This window comes from Candidatus Nitrosocosmicus oleophilus, from assembly GCF_000802205.1.
In the GTDB taxonomy this organism is placed as follows: Archaea; Thermoproteota; Nitrososphaeria; order Nitrososphaerales; family Nitrososphaeraceae; genus Nitrosocosmicus; species Nitrosocosmicus oleophilus.
The window spans coordinates 203,519-225,167 of sequence record NZ_CP012850.1; the positions used below are offsets into that span (position 1 = coordinate 203,519).

The following is a 21,649-nucleotide window of genomic DNA, read 5'->3' on the forward strand; positions in this document are numbered from 1 at the left end:
GAGTTATCCTTTTTATTTATTTATTCTAGAGTAATTTTGAAACATAATATGAACAATCACCAAGGTAATAACAGAAACTTCAGTTATTCAGAATTTATGATCGCACGATCACCAAAAAGTAACTACGAAGCATTAACAGCACTTGAAAAAAAAAGTCATCCGAAATGTTTGAAAAAGAGGAAGTACATTATGAGTTATTTCGACTTGCAGTAAAGACCAGTTGGGAAGGATTTGAAAACATTTCTAAATCAGTTTCAGCTAGTGTAGATAATGAAGACGTGTGGATAACCATTATGTCGTATAAAGATAAGAAACATAGAGATGAATTTGTAGCGAAAATGTCGAACGATAAGGAATGTCAACAAGGTTATGAAGAATGGGCAAGGCTTCTTTCCCCTAATTCAAAAGTAATAACCGGAGAATTTGACAGACAATTGTAAAGGTATATAAAACAACATCAAACTATTTTTTTTCTAAAAAATTTATGTATTTATTAAGGTCTGCAATAACTATCAAAAACGGTGAGGCACGATTCGGTGAATACAATCCCAAAGTTATATAAAATCAGATAAAACACATTGATTAAATTTTGGCCAAATTATTGATCATATTACCTGATAATAAATCAATGAGTTTGGCCTTGTGGGGATTAAGTTCCTAGGGGTAGCGTGGTTCTAAAGCGATATATAGATTTAATATGAAAATAAATTTTTCGATAATAGAACCCATATTCTAGTTATGAAACCTCCGAAAAGGTTAAAACTAAATATATATAAATAAGAAATATCGAATTGAAATTGCCATTGATTGTCACTACAAGTATTATTAACAGAAAAACGTACTTAATGACATTTATTGTTTGGGCAATAATAATAACCGATGTCATCTTTGGCACCTTTTTTGACGTTTTAGGGAAGCCTCTCACTTCTTCTTTTGGTATAATATTATTTATGATAATGAGTATTCTGGTATTTTTTGCATGTTTGTACGCCCTTAGAGATTATATGATTGCATTGCGCAAAAACTTTGAAGCTCCTACGTTTTTTAATAGGCTATACAAAGCAACTCCTATTTTTATTTATGCTCTTTTAGTCATCTTTGGAATCATAATTGTTGAAATGGTGTTATTTTCACAATATAGTACTTACCTGCTAATTCTACTTCTCCTAATAAGTACGGTATCTATCTTGTTCTTTGGTTTTCGCACATACAAATTCTTATCATGGTTCAGTTTGAGTGTCAAAAAACGACATAATATCATGATATTGGCATTTGGTATATCATCGATGCTCCTTTGTATCAGCACTATAGTCGCTATCACACTCGATATAAAACAATTAGTCGTTTCAAGACCGCCCACGATAGATTCAGATTTCCCCGCTAGTAATTCCATGGCTAGCAGACAATTAACTAGTATAGAACTTGTTATTCACCTCTACGGGTTTCTTGTCCCTCAAGTTACTGCAATTGCTATCGCAGAAACAGTTGCTGTTGCATTTTTCCTTCGTTACTTTAAGGATCGAATAGGGAAAAAAATATTTTGGATACTTATAATTTTACCCCCTACACTTTTTTTAACTGGTGTATTTGGTCCTCAATTTTTAAAGTCAACTGGAAGTGAATTCGTATATATGGAGTCGAGGTTTCTTATTTTTAGGATAATAGGTACCGCAGGATGGATTGCAGCTGATTTTGTAATAGCTTATGCATATATTTTAGTAGCGAAAAGTCTTAGACGACAGATTTCCTCTTCCCCTATTATTAACTATTTAATTATAGCAGCATTAGCAACCATTTTAATTTCTCCAACGACCAATAACTGGATAACAAACAATTCATATCCGCCTTTTGGAGCAATCCAACGTGCTTTTATTGTGTTTGCTTCTTTTCTTTTTACCATTGGAATATACGCTGTTGCGTTGTCAGTGGCTCAAGATGCAGAATTGCGTCAGTTAGTCAGAAAATATGTAAAGGAGTATGCTCTTTTAGATACTTTAAGTAATGCAGAGGAGAATGCAGAGAAGATACGAAATGTTGTAAAATTAATCCGTCAACACGCAGACATTTTGGAAAAAAAAACGCAAGTAACATCTACAATGCTAGATGATAAAGAAATTAGACGTTATTTAGAGATTGTAATTATGGAGACTGGAGCAAAAGAGAACAGGGGTGGAAAAGGGTGACAGTACAGTCGGTGTATAGCTTTAAGCCAAGGATATTTTAACAGGGCAGTTTAGATTAACCAAAGTAATTCGAATAGAATCGAAAACTATGATGGCAGTATTCTGGCAAAATAGCAGAGTTTACTTCCAAAAGTATCAATAACCTAATTAAAAAGGGTGAAAAAGATGTAAAAGAGATCCTCAAATAATTAGTATCACAAAGTAGATTTTGTTTTAATTAATATAGGTAATCAGTTATCATTGATTGATAATATTTTATAACCGTGAAAATACGATTCAAGATTGAATAGAACTAGAATTATTATGACATGAACGCCTTTAAAAAGATTCAAATCCTGTCTTGACATAATATCATTATCAAATACGGTATCATCGCGTTTGGGCGCGTAGGGAGATTGTTCAAGGTTAAATCTGAGCGGGGTAAATAAGATTGTAAAAGCAAACGACATCTTACTTTTAATTTTTCTTTATCTCATAGTAGAGTAAAACTAGACCGTAGTCAAACTCCTTTGATTCAATCTTCAATCAAAGGTAAAAATTAATTTAATCAATTATTTTGTTTATAAGCAAACCTGCTGTAGATGTATTATAATGGCACTGAACCAACAAAAAAATAACAAAATATTTACAAAGATAAGAAAGAAAATGAGCCAAATACAAAACGACAGATTAAATTTACAAAAAGTACATCAAATTGCAAGAATAGTCAGTCCAGATGATAGATTGACCAAATATACTATTCCCGGGATGATAAAATGGCTAAAGACAATGGAATTAATGGAGAAGATGAAATAAGTTCATTTATGATGTTTAGTGTTGAACATAAAAATAGAGTTACATATTATTTCCTTTATTTTTAAGGTTCGAGTTCGGAAGAACAATTGTCTAAGATTCTATGTAAAATAAAGAAAATGTTTCTATTATCATTTTTTCAATCTTAAGACTTAGTGTTTTGTTGACTGTTTCGGTCAATCGGACCAATACAATTTATTAGAATTGTAATAAATTTATTTACATGTATAAACACAATCTTGATAAAAATCATGGGAAACATAAAATTTAGAAATTATTTAAATACTAATAAGTTCTCGCTAATAAGTATTGAGCATAGATGAGCAATAAAAACGATAATGAAGTTCCTCCACAAGATTACAAACCTATTGAACAATATATCCTAAATGGAATAAGTTACAAAATTATTGTATCAGGCAATCAAACTGAGAACAAGTATTCCATAATTGAAATTACGTTTCCCCCAGGTGAAGAGTCAGAAATACCATTACACAAGCACGGAAATGAATCATTGGTAATGCACGTCATTGAAGGCAATTTTTCCTTTAGATATGATAAAGAAACTCTTGAGGGAAATCAAGAAACTGTGTTAAGATTTGAAAAAGACATAAGTCATTCTTACAGAAAAATTGGAAAAGATCAAGGCAAACTGCTTGTAACTTATACTCCTGCCGGATTGGAAGACTTTTTTAGAGAATTAGGAACATCCAAAATTGAGGATTCAAAAAAATCTATACAATTTGATCCAGTCATAATTCATCTGTTAGAGAGCAACTACAACTGGAGATTCATTTTTGAATCGGATTAAATCTGAGAATTATTGATTATATATTAAGATATTTTAAAAAAAGTGTGTGGATATATTGTGTATTATAACCGATTGGTGAATTTCTTTTTCTAATGCATCTTTTAATAGTCGGACGTGCTTTTCTCTATCTTGCTTTATTGTTTTCCACATATCTGCTAGATCTTGTCGTCCATCCTTTTCTGCATCTTGTATATACTTGCCTATAGTATCGTATAGAAAATCAGCATCTTTTCCCAAAGTTCGCAATATATCATAAGCTCTATTCGTTAGGCCTGTATCGGTAATGTGAGACACGTATTATAATAGAACTATTGGTTTTTATGTTTTGTTGATTGCTGGTCTTGTATTATGACTAATGCGAAATACTCATGAAATGAAATCATACTTGTCATAATAACTAGTATTATGAGAGACAAAAATAGTACATCTTGTTTGATCATTTGTCTACATTGTGGTGTCGCTAAGTGATATGAGTTGAATTCTAGTCAACCTCTGAATATTTCATATTTGTTTGACTGCAACTAGCTAGACAGGATTCGAGATGGAAACCCATCTGAAATTGATTGGACATTACCGTATGGAAAAAAATACAAATCCTCGAATTATAATATCATTACCATACAAAAGATCATTAAGTTGGCGAGTGGAGATACGATTTAAGGTTTAATATTAGCCATATACAAAGTTTACAACTGTATATCAAGAACCTATTCTTTTTGTTGATTGCTATGGACTTTTAAATGGCTCTTAGATATGCCATATTACTATTACCTGATTGTAGAGTAACAATAAATTGCTATTATAAAATATATATTATCGAACTCTTAACTCTTAACAAAATACTAGAAATAATGAATTTCTTTTCCAAAATTAGGCAAGACTAAAATGAGTAGTATGTTTTGTAATAGTAATTATGTTTTAACTACGGTATCAACAGTCAGTTTCATACTGCTTTTTTCAACAATTACAAATCCACTATTGGGATGTGACTTGGACGATGTAAAATCATCAATAGCATATGAAGAGGCGATAGACGAATTCGATTTGCCAGCAAATACCAAAAACTTTATCATGGAACTTGACAATGGATTAATTGCAAACTATTACCTTGCGCTTAATCAAACTTTTGTTTTTGATGGCGTATCAGGTGTGATTACAGAACAGAATGATAAAGGCGATGAGGGTAATGACGGGGATGGTAAAAAGAAGATTAAATATTACGTAGACGTTACGGTAACAACAATCTACTCTTACCCACAGGCACAAGGTAAATCTCAAGATCCACGAAATGATCCCAAGTATGATTCAATTGACTGGCAGGATGATGATCCAGAAAAAAACTTATCGATAGAGGAAATGGATGAGATACTTGAAGAGCAAGAACAAGAGGAACAGGATAACGACAATGACAATGAAGGCTCAAACGATGAAACCAGCGATAGTAGTAATGGACTAGATGATAGTGGTGGAGATGATAACTCTTAGGGAATTGTTGAAACAATTACTAAAAATTTAATTAAATAAATATTATTTTGTTATTTACTACATGTAGTAACAGTTCTCATTGTGGCAAATGCGTGCTGATATAGACATCTTTATCAGGACTTTACATTAGATTGAACAAAGTTGAATTTAATAATTATGAAAAATATCATGATACTTTGTAATCCACCACATTGAGACACTATTTCAAGATATTACTAAAAATACTTTGAATGAAAATCCTACTTTAGTCATTGTAAAAACGGTCTAAAATCTATTAATCCTGGAATATCCAACAGGTCGATTTCACTTGCCATTTTAACGGCTTGCTCAGTTTCCCCATCCTCATTCATGCATTTATTGTAAAATACACAGTAGGGACACTTGTTGTTTCGTACTTTCATGTTAAGCCTGGGAAGTATAGATACATCATTTTCCTTTATGGCCTTTACAAACAGTTTTTTTCGGCGTACCATCTCGTTCTTAAGTAGTTCCCTGGCTATGTCGTCCTTGGGCAACAAAACAGACCAGCTCTCAATTCTTGGACCCTTACCATCAAAGGGCCGGAAAAAATAATCGCCCTTTTCATCTGATTTTATCCACCGCATTTCCCTATTACTATACCTGATTGATATAATCCCTTTTTCTATTCCGGTTATGGTCATATAGTAAAGTAACTGTCTAAGATATGATTTGAATCGTTCATCTGTGATATCCAATCTTTGAGTACTTTGAGTATCCTTTAACTCTATAATTACGTCTCTGTCCAAAATATCTGGATGTGCAATTAAACCGTCCAGTTCTAGATCAGCTTGTGCCACACCCATATTAGCTAAATCTGTGATTACAAATTCACTGGCCTCTCCCCTTATGAAATGATGTATAGATTCATCAGAAAGGGGCTCAAAATCCGGAAACTTACGACCGTAATACTGTTTTCGAATACATGTAGAAGGTAAGATATCAGAAACATGTACCTCATCCTCAGACCTCTTTCTTTTTTCATACCTTGACCTAAGAGAATCCTTTAAAAGATCCGTAAATTCATGGTCTGAGCGAATAACTATGGTCATAATAGTACTATTTATCTACCTATTACAAATTAACATTACTTTATTGTCTGTATCACCCCAAGTATTCTGATTCAAGATATCAAAAATAATAAAATGGGCCAAAGGAAAAGATAAAAGAACTAATAGAAGTTGCACAAAAGCGATCACCAGTATTTGACATAATTTCTAACCCAACGCCAATTGTAGTTACTTTGCAGGAATAGATAGTAATGAAATTACAATCTATAGTAATCGTTCACAACACCGAATTAAGTCTAAAGTGAACAGATGCAAAAAGCAAATAAAAGAATAAAAATCAGAATAAGGAATTTTGTATTAAATTGACCAATATAGAACATGTTTTGAGATTAAGACCCGGAACCATAAATGATGCGCCGGAAGTTGGAAAAATAATTTTTGATGCATTTTCACAAATTGCAGACAAACATGGTTTTCCTCGCGAGTTCCCTACTGTGGATATCGGAATAAATGTAGCTTGTTCTTTTCTCTCTAACCCTGGATTCTATTCGGTAGTTGCCGAAGATATTGAGGGAGACGGTAACAAGGTCATAGGAAGCAACTTTTTAGATGAACGGTCAAATATGGTAGCAGGAGTAGGACCAATAACAATTGATCCAAAATTCCAGAATAAGGGAGCAGGTCGACAGTTAATGAACAATGTAATAGAGAGGGCTAGAAACAAAAACTATCCAGCAATACGTTTGCTCCAAGCCTCATATCATAATCGATCATTAGCGCTTTATACCAGATTAGGATTTGATGTTAAAGAACCAATCTCAACGCTGCAGGGAAAACCAATTTCAGCAGTCATTCCTGGAAGATCTGTCCGTGTAGCAACCGAGTCGGATTTGGAATCATGTAACGCAGTCTGCAGATCGATTCATGGCCATGATAGAAATGGTGAGCTCAAAGACAGTATAAAGCAAGGGATTGTCAAAGTAGTATTGCACGGGGAAAAAATTACAGGCTATACAAGTGGATTGACATATTTTAACCACTCGGTGGGTTTTACTAATGACGACCTAAAGGCCCTCATAGCCTCAGAAACTGATTGTTATGGAGGACCCGGTATTCTTATTCCAAGTCGAAATGCCGAGCTATTTCGCTGGTGTCTTAACAATGATCTAAGATTAGTTCATCAACTTACCCTCATGACTACTGGGATGTATAACGAACCTGTTGGATACTACATGCCATCTATTTTATACTGAAATCATGAGAACATTGACAGGTTTTATAACTTGTTCACAATGAGTCTTAAAATATTTTCTAAATCCATGTAATCCTTTAAAATCATGTTGTTTCTTTCTCTTTCTAGAATAGGGCTAACATCTTGTTGAGAAGATATTTCACCTATAGGAATTTTTATCCCTTAATAGTATTAATCCGTAGGACACCTTTCAAGGTTGAATAGAATATAGAATTAATTTGACACGAATGTTTGGAAAAAGTTCAAATCCGGCGATTCATAATATTATCATTACCACATATAGTATCATTGATTTTGGGTGAGTAGGGATACGATTCAATGTTGAACATAGTCACAAACTATAGTGGCATGGAAAAATGTAGAAACAAGTAGAATAGATTGTATAATTGATCAAAAAAAGATAAATTGGTTTGTATATATCAATAAGTGATATTGATTACCCAGTACGACTTTGACCAAATTAATTGATGCTGATATCAAGGATATTTTTAATTGTTTTTGTTATCCTTTGAGTCAGCATTTTGTTCTTCGTTATTGTCTTCATTGGCATTGTTATTTTCCTCCGATCCCCCATTGTTTGCATTATTATCATTATTTGTAGAATCGGTATTGTCATTATCCAAAGATCCTCCATTTTCTTGCTCATTTTGATTATCCTGGCTATCAGTAATCTCATCTATGCTGGCATCATCGCTTTCGCAACCTATGCCATCGCCATCAGTATCTAGATTATTTGGAGCGTCGCTTACAACTGATGTATTTGTTTCTCCGACGTCTCCACAGTTTATATCATCATTACTTTCATTTTGACTGCCATTAGTCAAAGTACTGTTATTGTTTTCTGAATCCGTGGAATTATTTTGGCTACTGGTATCATTAGTTTCTTCAGATTTTTCAATTACTTCAAAAGTTGTTTTGTCAGTTTCTGTATCATATCCATCTGCATCGACATTTATCGTAACATCAAATGTCCCAGGTTTTGAATTTGGACCAATTTCATCTTTGAATGTTGCTACACCACCTTGATTTGTCTGGCCATTGCCACTTTCATCGTGTTCACCAGCATAAAATATCCTGAATGCCACATCGGCCCTTGCAATCTTTTCTCGTGTGTTTGCATCACTAACAGTTACATCGATGGTTTGTACGTTCCCTCTAACTATAGGATCTTTTTCAACAGCTATAGCAATTTCTAAATCATTATTTGATGCGTCAGATCCATCAGAATTGTCATTATCGGAACCCGAGGAGGATGACTGATCGCTATCACTATTAAAATTATTTCCTGTCGTAGATAAAGGATTAACGTTTAATGGAGAGTCCAAGAACAATCCACTGTCAACAAATCCTCCAATAGGCTCAAGTGGAAACTTGGGATTCAAAGGGAAATTCATAGAACTCTGTACCGAATCAACGTTAAGTGAATAGAACTTGGCTTGGGATTTAGTCTTGTTATCGGTAATTGTAATATCAAAAGGTGCCATTTGGTTATTTGCAAGACTGCCTACATTTAGTCCAAAACTTTGTGTTCCAATAACTCCAAGACTTGAATTATCATAAAATGTTGTAACAAGATTTAAGAATTGTTCTGGTGAAGGTCCTTGGTTAATTATGTTACCTGTAATGTGAGGGTTTCCAACATTGTCTAAAAATGAACTACTGCCGTTTAATATCAGTGTAGAGGGTTTTTCGATTGCAGGTTTAGATGTAGTAGAAAATTCCATAAAGTTAAATTTGCCTAATATTTGAGGATCCTGTATTACTATATCAAACGGAGATAGTTCGCCTTGTCTAAGAGTTCCAATAGATGAAAAAGCAGAGTGGTTGCCAACTAAAATGTTATTGTTTGTATCAGATAAAAATGTAGTAACTAAGATATTTGTTTGAGGATCTGTTGAGGTGTTATTTACCTCACCTACAACATGGAAATTGCCAAAATCATCTACATAGGTAGAGGTGCTAACAATCTGGATAATATTATTGTTATTTGTAAGTTGAGCAAAAGCAGATTCTGTGATCCAAGAATCGGATCCTCCAGGGTAAGAAACTGTCATGAAAACTAAAGAAATCATAAATGATATCAAAATTAGAATGATTGAAAACGATTGCATAAGTTTATAACATAAATACAATAGTCTGATATCTAAGAATAAAAGTATAAACCTTCTCATTACAATTGCAATCAAATGTAAAATGAGACAAGAAATAGATATTGATTATTTAACGTTTTTAACATTACTTAATCAACCAAAAGGAAATCCGTGGGGATACGATTCAAGGTCGAATATAATAAAAGTCAAAAGTGATGACCGGTACATTATATGTAAACAAAATCAAAGTCAACCATTACAAAGATCTAATGATTTAAGAGAAAGCAACATACATCGAATTTCAATACAGAGCACCTCTTGTCTAATCCGACACCATTAAATCATTGATGGTTATTTGGGAACTCAATACTATCGTCAATTGCAAATATTCAGTTATTTAGGAAAATTGTGCTCATTTCTTTACTATGTCAAGTATTATAGGATGATTGGACGATTGGGACAGTTATTTATTGAAAATTGTGGAGGACATATATCTAAGGAATCTATTTCACAATGATCAATCCAATACAAAAAGGTTTTTTGATAAATAAAATAAATTAAAAGCATGAAACCAGATACAGCCAACCATTTTTCCTCAAAATCCAGAGAATATTCTTACGCCAGACCAAAATATCCAGAGGATCTTTTTAAATTTCTAAATGAGATTACTCCTGTTAAGGATCTGGCTTGGGATTGTGCGACAGGAAACGGACAGGCCGCCATAAGTCTTTGCAAATACTTTAAAAAGGTGATAGCAAGCGATGCAAGCAAGAATCAAATTGATAATGCATTTGATCGAGACAACATCAACTATGAGGTGTTTCTTGCAGAGAAACCCAATATCCAAAGCAACTCTGTTGACCTAATCACTGTAGCGATGGCAGTTCACTGGTTTGACTTTGAGATGTTTTATCGAGAAGCCAGACGAGTAAGCCGAAGTAGTGGGATAATAGCATTATGGGCCTATGGAATGCAAAAAATTAGACCTGAAATTGACAAAATAAGCGAAAGACTTAATGTTGGCGGAGATATTCTCGGAAACTATTGGCCAAAAGAAGTCAAATTTGTAAAAGAAGAATATAAAACAATACCGTTCCCTTTTAAGGAAATTGCTGTTCCCAAATTTGAGATAGAAGTAGACTGGAATCTTAACAATCTTCTTGATTACATGCAAACGTGGTCAGCAGTAAAAAGATTCTATGCGGAAAATAAATACGACCCATTGAGTGTAGTCAAAGAAGACTTGAAGAATTTGTGGGGAAAGGATGATGAAATAAAACTAGTTAAATGGGATCTAAACCTCAGAGTAGGAAATATCTATAGCTGATATTCTATTGCCATGCTGGGTTATTTTTTAACTTTAAACCTGACCCTTGTGGTGAATCATCTAATTGAGACAAATAAAGGATTAGATCTTATTATTACACCATCAAATAGCTTCTTCGGAACCATAAAATACACTGGACTTTGTAATCAATCCATCTTGAAATTCAAATTTCTCAATAACAGATGTTCTATGTTTACCATCCAATGTTGCATAGTATTCAAGTAGAATCTTGTTTTCTTGTATCAATACTTCTTTGGGCGTAAAATTCAGTGAAGGAAAGTTATTTTTCAAGGCTTTTAACCAATATTCCTCTAATTCTTTTTGGTTAGATATTTTTGATGAGGTGCGCTCTGGATATACAACTTTGACTTTAGGACTAGAGAATTCAATATTTTCCGAATACATAGATAAAACTGTTTTTATATCATGTTTATTCCAGCCATCAATCCAATTTTTCACATGTTGGTTTACAAATGATTCAGAAAGAGCCATATACATCCTATTGTTATTCTTGATTCAAATATAATTTTTCGGAGCAAATAAAGATTTGATTTTGAAAAAATAATAGTCAGGTAGAAAGAAATTTAACAGTTCATTTGAACAGCACAAATGTAACACGAACCCAATCGAGTCATTGCATATTTACCATTATAGAGATCACTAAGTTTTGGCACGTGGGATATAATTCAAGGTTGAATAGAATCCAATTCTTATTACTATTTTCAATGTAAATGATTAATGATTATCTATCCTTCTATTAGATAACGTTTATCCGGAGAATCATCTCGCCTTACGACTGAAGTTCACGACAAAAATCACCCAATCAAATATTTCCCGGTTCCACATGATTGACAACAACAATCATCTCCTTCTTTACAGTCATTGAGGACGTAGAATTTTACACATCTGCTACAAAATACAAAATTAACTAGAATGCCATTCTTGTCTCTGGCCTTCAACATTTCCGCAGTTATCCGCATTTATTGTTATCAATCTTAAGAGTCCAATTATTAAATATATGCGATATTTAACCTACTTGTCTTATCTTCTTTCATAAATATATACGACATTTATGTAATAGGTTCGTTTTATGATAAATATTTACCATTGTAAAGTAACTACTATGATCATTGAGAAAAATAAATGTGTTCGTAGTGCTGTTTGTGACTATTCGGGAGATATAATTCAAGGTTGAATAGAATTACAGCATTTAATGAGATTCAATAATCAAAATTTGCTGTTTTAAAATATGACAACATAGGCAGAACCCAGTTTTGAAACACTAGGAGTGTGATTTCAACCCATTATAAAAACATGGAATCAAACTCTTCATGCAGATATTAAATATAAAGATGTAAGGAATTTGACGATTCTGTCATGATTTCGTATAAATAAGTAGGCAAACACTACAAAATCTCTTAAACTTTATTATATTACCAAAGATATGGCCCCAGGGGATTTAAACATGGTAGGTAAAAGGGTTCAATTACCATACTTGTACTTAAAAGATATTCTGACTGGATTTAACAACAAAGAGACAATCATTCATTCAAATTAATATTATCTATTAATTTTTCATAGTATTCGCGGGAGTTTCCTATTTTATCAAATTTTTCTTTCTCCAGTCTGGTCAAATTGTCATTTACTAGTGTTTCTTGGTCATTAAGTAACATATCAGCCATAACAAAAAGTCTTTGGTTTTCCTTTGATATATGAAGGGAAACATGTTGAACATACTCATCAATGTTTTTTACAAGTTCGGCTTGTTCTCCTGAAGCGATATAAATTTTAGTTGAACTGATTATCGAGTTTGCAAGCTCTTTAGTTATCTCATGTTCGTATAACATTCTTGCTATGGGACCTCCTTCTCTGGGCATACCTTTTTTTTCCAAGGTTGGAAACAGTGATTCCTCCTCCTTGCCATGATGACAGGTATTTGTAAAATTGATTGAAAAATCAATTGCTTGATTTAGAATTGAATCGGGTATTTGTTTCCCGTTCTTTAACAATAATGAAATAGTCTTTAATGCGCTGATCATTTTTTCAATTAAAGCATGATCCCTTCTTAGTGATTCTGTGGCTGACATATATTACTAAACGCTTAATTTCTTTTATAATGGTTTAGTTCTGATTTCTTAAATTTTTGTCTTCTTAAGGCTATCCAATCTTTGTTTTATACACTAAACATATGAATTATGAGAAATGCTCAAATTTAATGAGGCTGAACAAGGGATAGCCTTTTACGCAACTACAATGCAAAAGGAGTCATAATAATATTCCCTAGTAAAGTATCAGTAAGTTTGGACATTTGGGGATTGAGTTCCCAGTGGTAGTAGGATTCTACCATATTCAGTGAACCAGTGTATTGATAAACAAGTATTTGGTCAATTCTTTGTAAGATTACAAATGTATGATCATGGATTTGAACATTAATCAGACTCATGAAATGAAACTCCTGTACATACCTAAATACTAGATCAATACGAATTTTCACTTACTAGTTCGTACTTTTAACATTATTATAATTCAGTATTCCATGAAATATTGACTAACATTCAATATCATTATTTGTTTTTATATCACAATATCCAATAGAAATTGCATAGGGAGGTATAGTATTATTGTCCAGAGATATGGCAAATACAAACAAAGATTCTGATTTAATAAAAGTAATAACTGGTTCTGAAAACATCACTAATTTTATGTTACAAAGCTATCCTAGAGCAAAAGCAATAATGGACACCTGTTATGATCTAATGGGGCCAGGTATCATATCTACAGATAAGCGGATAATGAATGCGGTATTGGATTTGATAAATAGGGGTATCAAAATACGACTGATCACCGACATTACAAAAGAGAACGTGGAGTATTGCAAGGAGCTATTAAAGGTCTCTGAAATACGCCACATCGAAGGAATCAAAGGAAACTTTGGCATAATAGATGAATCAGAGTATGTAATTCATCTTATAAGTAAAGAATCTGAGGCCCCAAGTCAAATCATTTATAGCAATGATATTCGATCTGCTGAGGCACAGCAATTCCTATTTAATACTCTATGGAAAAGTGCCATACCAATAGAAGAGAGAATAAAAGAAATAGAACAAGGTAAAACACGCGAATTTATCGAGACCTTGAGAGACTACGAGGAAATTGAAAAAATCTATCTGGAAATGGTAATGACTTCAACCAAGGAATTACTCTTGCTGTTCCCAACTGTGAACGCATTCCATCGTATAGAAAGAAGGGAACTGATTTCGTCACTAAAGAAGATTGCGAATAGAGGAGTTCAAATCAAAATTCTCACCCCAATGGACAAAGAAATAAAAAAATTAGCCAATACAATGTTTGATCTAATTGAAATTAATTCGGTCGCATCTCAACAAGGAATTAATTCAACCATCATAGTATCAGATAACAAGTCATCTCTTGTCATAGAACTCAAAGATGACAGCAAAAACATCTTCAGAGAAGCAAATGGTTTAGGCATTTATTCAAATAGTGTATCCAGTGTTTGGACACATACGACAATATTTGAAAACCTATGGGTTCATTCCGCTTCTACAATATAACACTTGAATAATGCTCCGGGTCTGAATTTCCTATTGATTAATACTCCACGATCAATATTTTTATATTAATATTTAGTCAATATATTCTTTAAAGGATCAGTTTGGGCACTTGGGGATTAAGATCCCAGTGGTAGTGGAGTTTTTTATAGTAATTTGAGGATATCACATTTTTTAAACGATAACTGGACTTAAACCTGATTTGTATCCTTAATATGCTTTCTAATCCTTGACCATGCTTGTTTAGTTGTATTATCCATAGGTCGAATATCTGATTCTTTAAGTTTCCCATAATGATCAAATTCTCGAGCAAGTGCTGATTGTATTCTATTTAGAACCTCTAGTCGATCAGTTCCTACAATCACAGATTCAGTGGTATTTATTCCAAAATCATCAAGAATCTCTTCAGATTGGTTTATGATTAGATTCAAGAACAAATACGATGCCGGCTTATTTTTCAAAAATTTCTCATAGGTAAAAAAATCATCAGATGTCTTTACACTTCTGATGAACTATTTCCTTATCAGCCTTTGTTTTGGATTTGTTTTGAGAAGAAATCCAAAATCTAAAAGTTTAAAAGAAAGATATAATAAATTAAGTTATCAACAAAGTGAATCGAAAATGTTAATTGGAGATAACATATAAAAAATGCCACAAAGATGTAAAGGTACTTGTCAACAACTCTTAGAGTACAACGACGATTTGGACATAGAAGTTAGAAAATATATTCGATATGGTTACTTAAACGGATATAAACGATGTTCTATTTGTGAAGTTTTTATAAAATCATTAAATCCTAGTAACATGAAATGTTTTTGCTGTGGTGTACAGCTAAGATCGAGACCTTATAAATCAACACTAAAGGAAAATTTCAGAAACTCATTGAATAACAATAACCAATGTGGGATAAAGAAATCGATAACGATATCTACATGAAAAGATTTTGTACTCAATTCTAGCCTAATACACGGATAGAAAAATTGAGTATCAAACCGGGGTTATATTTCATGAAGGGATTGCAGGCTTACCTATGAATGAAAGATGTTTGTGAAAGTGTTAGATGACTCAGACATAGATTGTTTTGATCGAACTATTTAGGATTGAAATATTAAACTTACTATAATCTACCCTCGCCAATCAATTTTTCTTCTTTTTTGCGTTTTCACATCAAACCTTTGACATATAAAGTTATATACTAGTGTTTTGTGATTATCTACATGATGCAAGACACACAAAAGGCAATCAATGTCGAACAACAACAATATCCAATAATCTATTGCAATGTTTGCAATTCACTGATAATCAAAAGAGCCTCTTGTAATTGCTGCGGACTTGACTATTGTACTTTTCATCATTTACAACATCTCATAAACATTGGAGCAGTGCCACGAGATACAGACATTGCGGACTTTAGAAAACAGATGGAAAGTATAAAATAACATATTTTTTTAAAATAAATGATGTTCCTTGTGTTATTTTTGATAAATTCATCCACAAGCTTTATTGGAGAATAACTAATGAGCATCAAAGAACGACGATACTGCATTAATTAATGAAAAATATCCCCCTATAGTACACTGATCGATTAAAAGTTAAATTTAGATACAAAGCGTTATCTTCAGTCTGATTCAGAGTAACAATCTGGGTGCGTGGGGATTAAGTTCCCAGTGAATGTGGGATCCTATAGCATGAATCTATGTATTATCACATAATACACTTCAAAACAAAAAAAAATTTAAAAATTTAGGCTGTTAAGGGTTTTTCTTCTGCCTTTCTAAATTCTGATTGTTGTTGGATTGTTTTCTTTTCTTTTTCTATCGTATTCTCTTGTTCTTCTTCTAGGGGCAGTTCATAATCACAGCACATGAAATGAATTAGAAAACATCGTATATATAATTATAATAAAAAAGATGCGAGACTTTATGGATACCACTTTGAAACTGATAAACCTTGATTTACTCACAACGGTTTTGCACGTTTTGGTATATGTCTATAATTTACTCATCCTAGTCCTCCTGCTTAACTTGATTACTTTTCAAATACGGGGATATACAATGCAAGATTGAATATAATCTATTTTCTACAAATTGATTGACAGCATAATGAATTAATATTTCTTAATCGTTAGTATGGGTCGGTTTTGGATGTGGAGCATGTTTGTCTGTAAACCTCATTAAAACATAATAAATAATGATCACTTGATAATTTATCTCAAAATTTGTGATATGAGGAGTATGAATAAACTTTTTGATATGGACACGAGGGGATACGGTTCAAGGTTGAATATGATCCGATAAATAAAATATTGAAATCCATTACAATCGAAGGTTCCTTACTACCAACGAGCCACAATCTTATACCCATTATATAATATTATGAACATTACAATTTGAAAGAAAATGAAGGAAATTTTTGTTTTTACAAGTTTGGTGCTGTCATTTGTGTTGACAGCCTCGTTAACAAGCATTTCATTGGGCCAGATGGCATTAGCCCAAGACCTGTCCAGTCTTAAAGATCATGCAACAAAGTTACTCACGGGAAATGACAATAGTCAGAGAACAGATAATATGTCAGAATCAGCATCCGATAATTCTACCTCATCTGACTCCTCATTAACACAGAGAGCAACCGATGCATTAGGTGCATTCTTAAAATAGAATACTTGGATCAAAATCTATAAAGGATTTTATTTATCTTTAACTATTATTTTGATGCCTCTCAAATTCTAGAAGTATAATAGTTTTTTATTGATTGTCATATTCTTTCTGAGCAGTGGATGATGACAAGCCTATACAAAATACGATCTGAATTGATAATCATTACCAGATAAAAGAACAGTGAGTTTGGACGCGTGGGGATTAGGGTCCCAGTGGTAGTAGGATTCTAATGTAATCTGCATGTGGCATTTTATTTCCGGTAATCGATAAAGAAATAATGCTTCTTTAAGTTATAATATTATCTTCAATGGGGAGACTGTTACAATCCTTGTTTTTTTAACTTAAAAATTTTATCATATTTCTGAAATATCTTATAACCAGATTTTACAAATTTAGTTGATTTGTAAATTTTTACAGATGGTTTGAAAAATTTTAAAGGAAATAAGACGGGTATAAGAATAGTCAAAAGAATATCTAACCAATACTTTTTTAAAAAATAACTCAAATCTTTATCTACATATAGATATTTAATAAAGAGATCTACTGATAGCAATAAAAACAGGAGCCAGGGGACAAACTCAAAGTAAACTTTGTATTCCTTTGGTATAGGTACAATAGATTCACTCATTCCAAACAATTCATAATCATAGGACAAAAAACCAATAACTAATAAAATTAACAATGCAAATATCGCTAGATCATTGACAATAAGTAATTTCTGAACCTTCCGCATTGTTATATCTCGAATACAATTTACACAGTACATAATATAATCAGATGGTTAAGATATAGATCTCAATTTTGAAAATAATGGATTTATCAAAGTCCGACATACTAATAGTGATAGTAATGATACAAAGTAATTTTGATAAAGTCGAGTCGTTTGTTGTTGCCTTTCACTAGGATTTGAGAATTTACAATAGAAATATTAAGTTTAATCAATTATTCAAAATTAACAAAGTTACTATCACCCCGGGTATCAAAATATTTATCTTGGGTTGAATATGCGAGGGTATGATTCAAGGTTGAATATAACCCATCCATTTGGTAATGTTCTCTCAAAATCCAGTATGGAACTATCTTTATTATTTGACGCTGTTTGAGAAATTGTCATTCAATCACTTATCGATTACATCATTAGTGCGTCAATTCTAATCTATCATTTATGCTCAATATACCAATCTTCTGTAGAGATAATTTAAGAGAAAGCAATTCTTTGAGAAAAACTACTATTAGAAAAGCTTACAGAAATATTACAATAACGGATTAAGCACAAAATGCTATTTCGTATCTTGAAAATGATTCTGCAGTGAATTTAATATCTCCTGATATTGTAATTGCTTTTCCATTACCTGGACATTGATGAAGGTAATCACCATTTGTATCTTGTTGACCTAATCTACTTTGTTGATCGAGTCATAAAGGTATTTTGGGATGAAGCATTGGGAATATTATCCAATATAATTGGAATTAGACCAAGGGTCGATGCGATAGCTATCACGAAAATCATTTTTTCATTGTGTTTGTATTTTCTATTCAACCTATCCATATAAGTTGGGTTCTATATAATACGGGTAAATAATTTTTTTGCCGTAATTGGCTATCTTTAATGAATAGGAAGATAACTGAAGATCTAAAAGAGAGAATAGATAAAAACGGATTTCCAGTAGATTTTATATTTTGTTGTAATTACGTTACATTCATCTCAATAGCCAAAAATAGAATAGGTGATGATGTTATCTGTATCTAATGTAGAACTGATAAATTTATTACTTGAATTTATCCGAGATTAATATCTACATCACCTAAAGCTGCTCTCTTAATTTGAAAGTAATTTGCATAATTGAATTTAATGATTTCAGAATCTTCATGATAAATATATACTATCTTTTCATCCGATAACTGAATTATTCTATATTGTGGGAATTTAATACCCTTTCTGATAAATATCAAATTAGTTTCTGCCCTTTCGTCAAACTTATCGACATGAGGATGCAATGATAAATTCATACCCACCATATCTATAACTAATTCGTGTGTTGTATTACTAAAGGAGAAATAATTATATGGTTTGTTTGAATCTGTAAATTCAACTAATGTTTCTAACATGAGTTAGATGTATGTAATCATGATATATAATTCCAGCACAATAAAGTATACTTTTGATGTCAAACTAATCATGATAAAGAATATTCCGATGCTATTCTATAATAATCCCTAAAGATCTGTGTATTATTTCGCTCGATATAATTGCCTATCCGTGGTAATAGTAATAACAAAACAAAAACGACAACTAGAAAAACTCGAAGGGATAAAAAGCCAAGAATTGATTTGTTAGATTTTATTGATGACAATATAGGAATATCCAAAATAGTTTCTATCAAACTGAATTCCTTTATTCAAGAAAACCTTATGTTTTCAAAACTATTTTGTATTAAGTTAACTGGAGGGTTAGGAGGAAGAGTCGAATTCATATCATATCATTACTATTATAGAGATCACGTGGTTTGGGGCGCGTGGGGATACGATTCAGGTTTGAATAGAATCTAGGGATAATTTGACATATGTAACAGGAAAAAAGTTTTGTTCCGTTGAGTCATAATAGCATTACCAAATAATATATCATTAAGGTTGGATGCGTGGGGACTATTTGAGTCTCCTCTATATAAAGTTGATATAGGTTAAATTTATAGCGTTATTAAAGATGTTTGGAAATCCAATTCCTTTGTCTCCATGATCTTCTGTTATAATTCTAAGTTCAATTTCTGCGATGAGTATATGTGCAGAAAGCATAATAATACCTGCCATACCAAACATTATCCAAAGTTATAATTTAGAACTTAACGACTCTGCTTGGATAATAGGTGTTTTCATCATAAGTGGCGCCATAATGACTCCAGTAAGTAGTCAAATATCAGTTATTTTTGGCAAGATTAACACCTTGACAATATTGATGATACTATGTAGTATTGGAAATATAGTGGGAATAGTTGGACAAGATTATAATTCACTTATTATCTCCAGAGCTCTTCAAGGAGTAGGGCTGTCTATCATTCCTATAGGTCTTGCCATTATGGCAGATTTGTTTCCAAAAGATAAAATAGCAATTGGACAAGGGTTGTTACGCACAATTACTGCCTTTGGTGGTGTAGTAGGATTGATTGTTGGTGGATACTTAATTCATTATTTTGGATGGAAATCCACATTTTTTGTAATCACACCGATACCTATCATTTTTATTATTTTAATTTGGATATTCATTCCTCAAGATAGTAGTAAAAAGGAGAAGATAGAAATAATAAATCGATTACGACCAAAAAGACTAGTTTTGTACCAAGTCCAAACCGTACTCTATTACTTCTAGACATCATAAAAAATTTTAAACAACGTAATAAACCTAGAGAACAAAGATCAAAAATTTTAAATTATAAAAAAAATCAAAAATTACGAATTGGTATCGACATTGGAGGTATTATCACATTAAGTATTTCTTCTGTATTTTTTTAGTCGTAATTACTAATTTTGAAGAAGGATCTACTAATTTTTCATTTCATTCAACAGACTTTCAAATTATTTTACTCTCAATTAGTATAGCACCAATTTTGTTATTCATTAATTTTGAATGTCAATATAAAAATACTAAATCCAATACATCAAATTCTAATCATCCAATAGTTGATTTCAGTATTTTACATAGTCATCGAGCTATTTTGCTGTCTATATTTATGTTAATCATGGCAGGTTTTTTAATGTATACTGTAATACATATAATTCCCATTCTTTCTAAAGGTCCCACTCCATTGGGATTTGGTAATAATGCCATAGAAACTTCTTACATAATGTTACCAATACCCATGGCTTCAGTCGTGGGAGCAACTGCAATTGGATTTTTTGTATCTAAAATAGGTGATCCAAAATCAATAATTATTGGTGCTATAGTTATTACATGCAGTTTTATAGTCATTACTAATTTTTATTTAAACGAACAATACGTTCTAGTATCTATTTTTGTTATTTCAATAGGATATGTGTTAATGCACATTGCGGCTATAAATCTAATTATGTTATGTGTTCCAATAAAAATGATTGGTGCATCTGTCAGTGTTGCAATATTTTTGAAATATATCGGTGCTGCTGCTGGCCCTGCCATATGCGGAATATATATGGGGACCCACCTCTCTCCTGTATTTACTATTAGTAACAATAATACTAACGGGATGCTACAATTATTTCCTTCTTCTAAATCGTATCAGTTTGTATTTCTATATTGCACCACTGTAGCCATTATCATTATTTTTATTGCTGTTATAGCCAATAAATTCTCACCAAAATGTCAAAATTATTCTTGTGAAGAACGGGGGGAGATTGGTAATATTGCTAATAAATTAATCAATGAAATACAAATATGGGAAGGTATAGAAATTAGACCTCATACATTTGGGAGGATTTCAATTTAAA

The 21,649-nt window shown here is 32.3% G+C and carries 23 protein-coding genes; 14 read left to right on the plus strand and 9 right to left on the minus strand.

What is annotated here, in order from left to right:
* Positions 1-164 precede the first annotated feature (164 nt).
* The 4 genes from NMY3_RS01030 to NMY3_RS01045 all read left to right on the plus strand — a co-directional run bounded on the left by NMY3_RS01030 (position 165) and on the right by NMY3_RS01045 (position 3,783).
* A complete protein-coding gene (locus NMY3_RS01030; protein ID WP_196817107.1) occupies positions 165-440 on the plus strand; it encodes a DUF1428 family protein in 276 nt (91 codons plus the stop codon).
* Between the two features lie 351 nt (positions 441-791).
* Positions 792-2,183: a hypothetical protein gene (locus NMY3_RS01035; RefSeq protein ID WP_231100165.1), complete on the plus strand. Its 1,392-nt coding sequence runs from the start codon at positions 792-794 to the stop codon at positions 2,181-2,183.
* Positions 2,184-2,774: 591 nt separating this feature from the next.
* Positions 2,775-2,978 carry a hypothetical protein gene (locus NMY3_RS01040; protein ID WP_196817109.1) on the plus strand — a complete coding sequence of 68 codons (204 nt, stop codon included), beginning with the start codon at positions 2,775-2,777 and terminating at the stop codon, positions 2,976-2,978.
* A 316-nt stretch (positions 2,979-3,294) separates the two neighbouring features.
* A complete protein-coding gene (locus NMY3_RS01045; RefSeq protein WP_196817110.1) occupies positions 3,295-3,783 on the plus strand; it encodes a cupin domain-containing protein in 489 nt (162 codons plus the stop codon).
* A 33-nt stretch (positions 3,784-3,816) separates the two neighbouring features.
* Here the strand turns inward: NMY3_RS01045 and NMY3_RS01050 are convergent, their stop codons facing one another.
* The gene (locus tag NMY3_RS01050; RefSeq protein ID WP_196817111.1) at positions 3,817-4,077 is read right to left on the minus strand and encodes a hypothetical protein; all 261 of its coding nucleotides are present in this window, start codon (positions 4,075-4,077) and stop codon (positions 3,817-3,819) included.
* Between the two features lie 591 nt (positions 4,078-4,668).
* Here NMY3_RS01050 and NMY3_RS01055 point away from each other — a divergent pair.
* Positions 4,669-5,268 (plus strand): hypothetical protein, encoded by a 600-nt coding sequence (locus NMY3_RS01055; protein ID WP_196817112.1) that lies wholly within the window; start codon positions 4,669-4,671, stop codon positions 5,266-5,268.
* A 248-nt stretch (positions 5,269-5,516) separates the two neighbouring features.
* Here NMY3_RS01055 and NMY3_RS01060 read toward each other — a convergent pair whose 3' ends face one another.
* Positions 5,517-6,338: a hypothetical protein gene (locus tag NMY3_RS01060; RefSeq protein ID WP_196817113.1), complete on the minus strand. Its 822-nt coding sequence runs from the start codon at positions 6,336-6,338 to the stop codon at positions 5,517-5,519.
* A 320-nt stretch (positions 6,339-6,658) separates the two neighbouring features.
* Here NMY3_RS01060 and NMY3_RS01065 point away from each other — a divergent pair, with 320 nt between their 5' ends.
* Entirely contained in the window at positions 6,659-7,549 is an 891-nt protein-coding gene (locus NMY3_RS01065; RefSeq protein ID WP_196817114.1) for a GNAT family N-acetyltransferase, read from the plus strand.
* A gap of 487 nt (positions 7,550-8,036) precedes the next feature.
* Here NMY3_RS01065 and NMY3_RS01070 read toward each other — a convergent pair whose 3' ends face one another.
* Complete coding sequence (locus NMY3_RS01070; RefSeq protein WP_196817115.1) at positions 8,037-9,620, minus strand: hypothetical protein; 1,584 nt, start codon at positions 9,618-9,620, stop codon at positions 8,037-8,039.
* Positions 9,621-10,203: 583 nt separating this feature from the next.
* Here NMY3_RS01070 and NMY3_RS01075 point away from each other — a divergent pair.
* On the plus strand, positions 10,204-10,965 hold the full coding sequence (locus NMY3_RS01075; protein ID WP_196817116.1) for a class I SAM-dependent methyltransferase: 762 nt from the start codon (positions 10,204-10,206) through the stop codon (positions 10,963-10,965).
* A gap of 102 nt (positions 10,966-11,067) precedes the next feature.
* Here the strand turns inward: NMY3_RS01075 and NMY3_RS01080 are convergent, their stop codons facing one another.
* From NMY3_RS01080 to NMY3_RS01090, 3 genes are all read right to left on the minus strand, one after another.
* Positions 11,068-11,457 carry a nuclear transport factor 2 family protein gene (locus tag NMY3_RS01080; RefSeq protein WP_196817117.1) on the minus strand — a complete coding sequence of 130 codons (390 nt, stop codon included), beginning with the start codon at positions 11,455-11,457 and terminating at the stop codon, positions 11,068-11,070.
* A gap of 1,049 nt (positions 11,458-12,506) precedes the next feature.
* Complete coding sequence (locus NMY3_RS01085; protein WP_196817118.1) at positions 12,507-13,052, minus strand: hemerythrin domain-containing protein; 546 nt, start codon at positions 13,050-13,052, stop codon at positions 12,507-12,509.
* Between the two features lie 161 nt (positions 13,053-13,213).
* On the minus strand, positions 13,214-13,408 hold the full coding sequence (locus tag NMY3_RS01090; RefSeq protein ID WP_196817119.1) for a hypothetical protein: 195 nt from the start codon (positions 13,406-13,408) through the stop codon (positions 13,214-13,216).
* A 178-nt stretch (positions 13,409-13,586) separates the two neighbouring features.
* Here NMY3_RS01090 and NMY3_RS01095 point away from each other — a divergent pair, with 178 nt between their 5' ends.
* Positions 13,587-14,537 (plus strand): hypothetical protein, encoded by a 951-nt coding sequence (locus NMY3_RS01095; protein ID WP_196817120.1) that lies wholly within the window; start codon positions 13,587-13,589, stop codon positions 14,535-14,537.
* 188 nt (positions 14,538-14,725) lie between these two features.
* Here the strand turns inward: NMY3_RS01095 and NMY3_RS01100 are convergent, their stop codons facing one another.
* Positions 14,726-14,995 (minus strand): hypothetical protein, encoded by a 270-nt coding sequence (locus tag NMY3_RS01100; RefSeq protein ID WP_196817121.1) that lies wholly within the window; start codon positions 14,993-14,995, stop codon positions 14,726-14,728.
* A gap of 187 nt (positions 14,996-15,182) precedes the next feature.
* Between NMY3_RS01100 and NMY3_RS01105 the strand changes: the two genes are divergently transcribed.
* Both NMY3_RS01105 and NMY3_RS16620 read left to right on the plus strand, forming a co-directional pair.
* Positions 15,183-15,470 (plus strand): hypothetical protein, encoded by a 288-nt coding sequence (locus NMY3_RS01105; RefSeq protein WP_196817122.1) that lies wholly within the window; start codon positions 15,183-15,185, stop codon positions 15,468-15,470.
* Between the two features lie 281 nt (positions 15,471-15,751).
* The gene (locus NMY3_RS16620; protein WP_231100166.1) at positions 15,752-15,973 is read left to right on the plus strand and encodes a hypothetical protein; all 222 of its coding nucleotides are present in this window, start codon (positions 15,752-15,754) and stop codon (positions 15,971-15,973) included.
* Positions 15,974-16,277: 304 nt separating this feature from the next.
* On the opposite strand, the gene NMY3_RS16830 is transcribed toward NMY3_RS16620, so the two are convergent.
* Positions 16,278-16,400, minus strand: a complete 123-nt coding sequence (locus NMY3_RS16830; RefSeq protein WP_257719996.1) for a hypothetical protein — start codon at positions 16,398-16,400, stop codon at positions 16,278-16,280.
* 533 nt (positions 16,401-16,933) lie between these two features.
* On the opposite strand from NMY3_RS16830, the gene NMY3_RS01110 reads away from it, so the two are divergent.
* Entirely contained in the window at positions 16,934-17,191 is a 258-nt protein-coding gene (locus tag NMY3_RS01110; RefSeq protein WP_196817123.1) for a hypothetical protein, read from the plus strand.
* Positions 17,192-18,970: 1,779 nt separating this feature from the next.
* Here NMY3_RS01110 and NMY3_RS01115 read toward each other — a convergent pair.
* Positions 18,971-19,300, minus strand: a complete 330-nt coding sequence (locus NMY3_RS01115; protein ID WP_196817124.1) for a hypothetical protein — start codon at positions 19,298-19,300, stop codon at positions 18,971-18,973.
* Between the two features lie 141 nt (positions 19,301-19,441).
* Here NMY3_RS01115 and NMY3_RS01120 point away from each other — a divergent pair, with 141 nt between their 5' ends.
* The 3 genes from NMY3_RS01120 to NMY3_RS01130 all read left to right on the plus strand — a co-directional run bounded on the left by NMY3_RS01120 (position 19,442) and on the right by NMY3_RS01130 (position 21,648).
* A complete protein-coding gene (locus NMY3_RS01120; protein WP_196817125.1) occupies positions 19,442-19,741 on the plus strand; it encodes a hypothetical protein in 300 nt (99 codons plus the stop codon).
* Between the two features lie 211 nt (positions 19,742-19,952).
* On the plus strand, positions 19,953-20,555 hold the full coding sequence (locus NMY3_RS01125; protein ID WP_338140374.1) for an MFS transporter: 603 nt from the start codon (positions 19,953-19,955) through the stop codon (positions 20,553-20,555).
* Between the two features lie 148 nt (positions 20,556-20,703).
* A complete protein-coding gene (locus NMY3_RS01130; RefSeq protein ID WP_338140375.1) occupies positions 20,704-21,648 on the plus strand; it encodes an MFS transporter in 945 nt (314 codons plus the stop codon).
* Position 21,649: the final 1 nt, after the last annotated feature.

Coding starts and splice junctions, on each gene's coding strand:
- NMY3_RS01030 (WP_196817107.1), top strand. CDS start 165: ATGTTTGAAAAAGAGGAAGTACATTATGAGTTATTTCGACTTGCAGTA.
- NMY3_RS01040 (WP_196817109.1), top strand. CDS start 2,775: ATGGCACTGAACCAACAAAAAAATAACAAAATATTTACAAAGATAAGA.
- NMY3_RS01045 (WP_196817110.1), top strand. CDS start 3,295: ATGAGCAATAAAAACGATAATGAAGTTCCTCCACAAGATTACAAACCT.
- NMY3_RS01055 (WP_196817112.1), top strand. CDS start 4,669: ATGAGTAGTATGTTTTGTAATAGTAATTATGTTTTAACTACGGTATCA.
- NMY3_RS01060 (WP_196817113.1), bottom strand. CDS start 6,338: ATGACCATAGTTATTCGCTCAGACCATGAATTTACGGATCTTTTAAAG.
- NMY3_RS01070 (WP_196817115.1), bottom strand. CDS start 9,620: ATGATTTCTTTAGTTTTCATGACAGTTTCTTACCCTGGAGGATCCGAT.
- NMY3_RS01075 (WP_196817116.1), top strand. CDS start 10,204: ATGAAACCAGATACAGCCAACCATTTTTCCTCAAAATCCAGAGAATAT.
- NMY3_RS01080 (WP_196817117.1), bottom strand. CDS start 11,457: ATGGCTCTTTCTGAATCATTTGTAAACCAACATGTGAAAAATTGGATT.
- NMY3_RS01085 (WP_196817118.1), bottom strand. CDS start 13,052: ATGTCAGCCACAGAATCACTAAGAAGGGATCATGCTTTAATTGAAAAA.
- NMY3_RS01090 (WP_196817119.1), bottom strand. CDS start 13,408: ATGAGTCTGATTAATGTTCAAATCCATGATCATACATTTGTAATCTTA.
- NMY3_RS01105 (WP_196817122.1), top strand. CDS start 15,183: ATGCCACAAAGATGTAAAGGTACTTGTCAACAACTCTTAGAGTACAAC.
- NMY3_RS16620 (WP_231100166.1), top strand. CDS start 15,752: ATGATGCAAGACACACAAAAGGCAATCAATGTCGAACAACAACAATAT.
- NMY3_RS16830 (WP_257719996.1), bottom strand. CDS start 16,400: ATGTGCTGTGATTATGAACTGCCCCTAGAAGAAGAACAAGAGAATACG.
- NMY3_RS01110 (WP_196817123.1), top strand. CDS start 16,934: ATGAAGGAAATTTTTGTTTTTACAAGTTTGGTGCTGTCATTTGTGTTG.
- NMY3_RS01115 (WP_196817124.1), bottom strand. CDS start 19,300: ATGTTAGAAACATTAGTTGAATTTACAGATTCAAACAAACCATATAAT.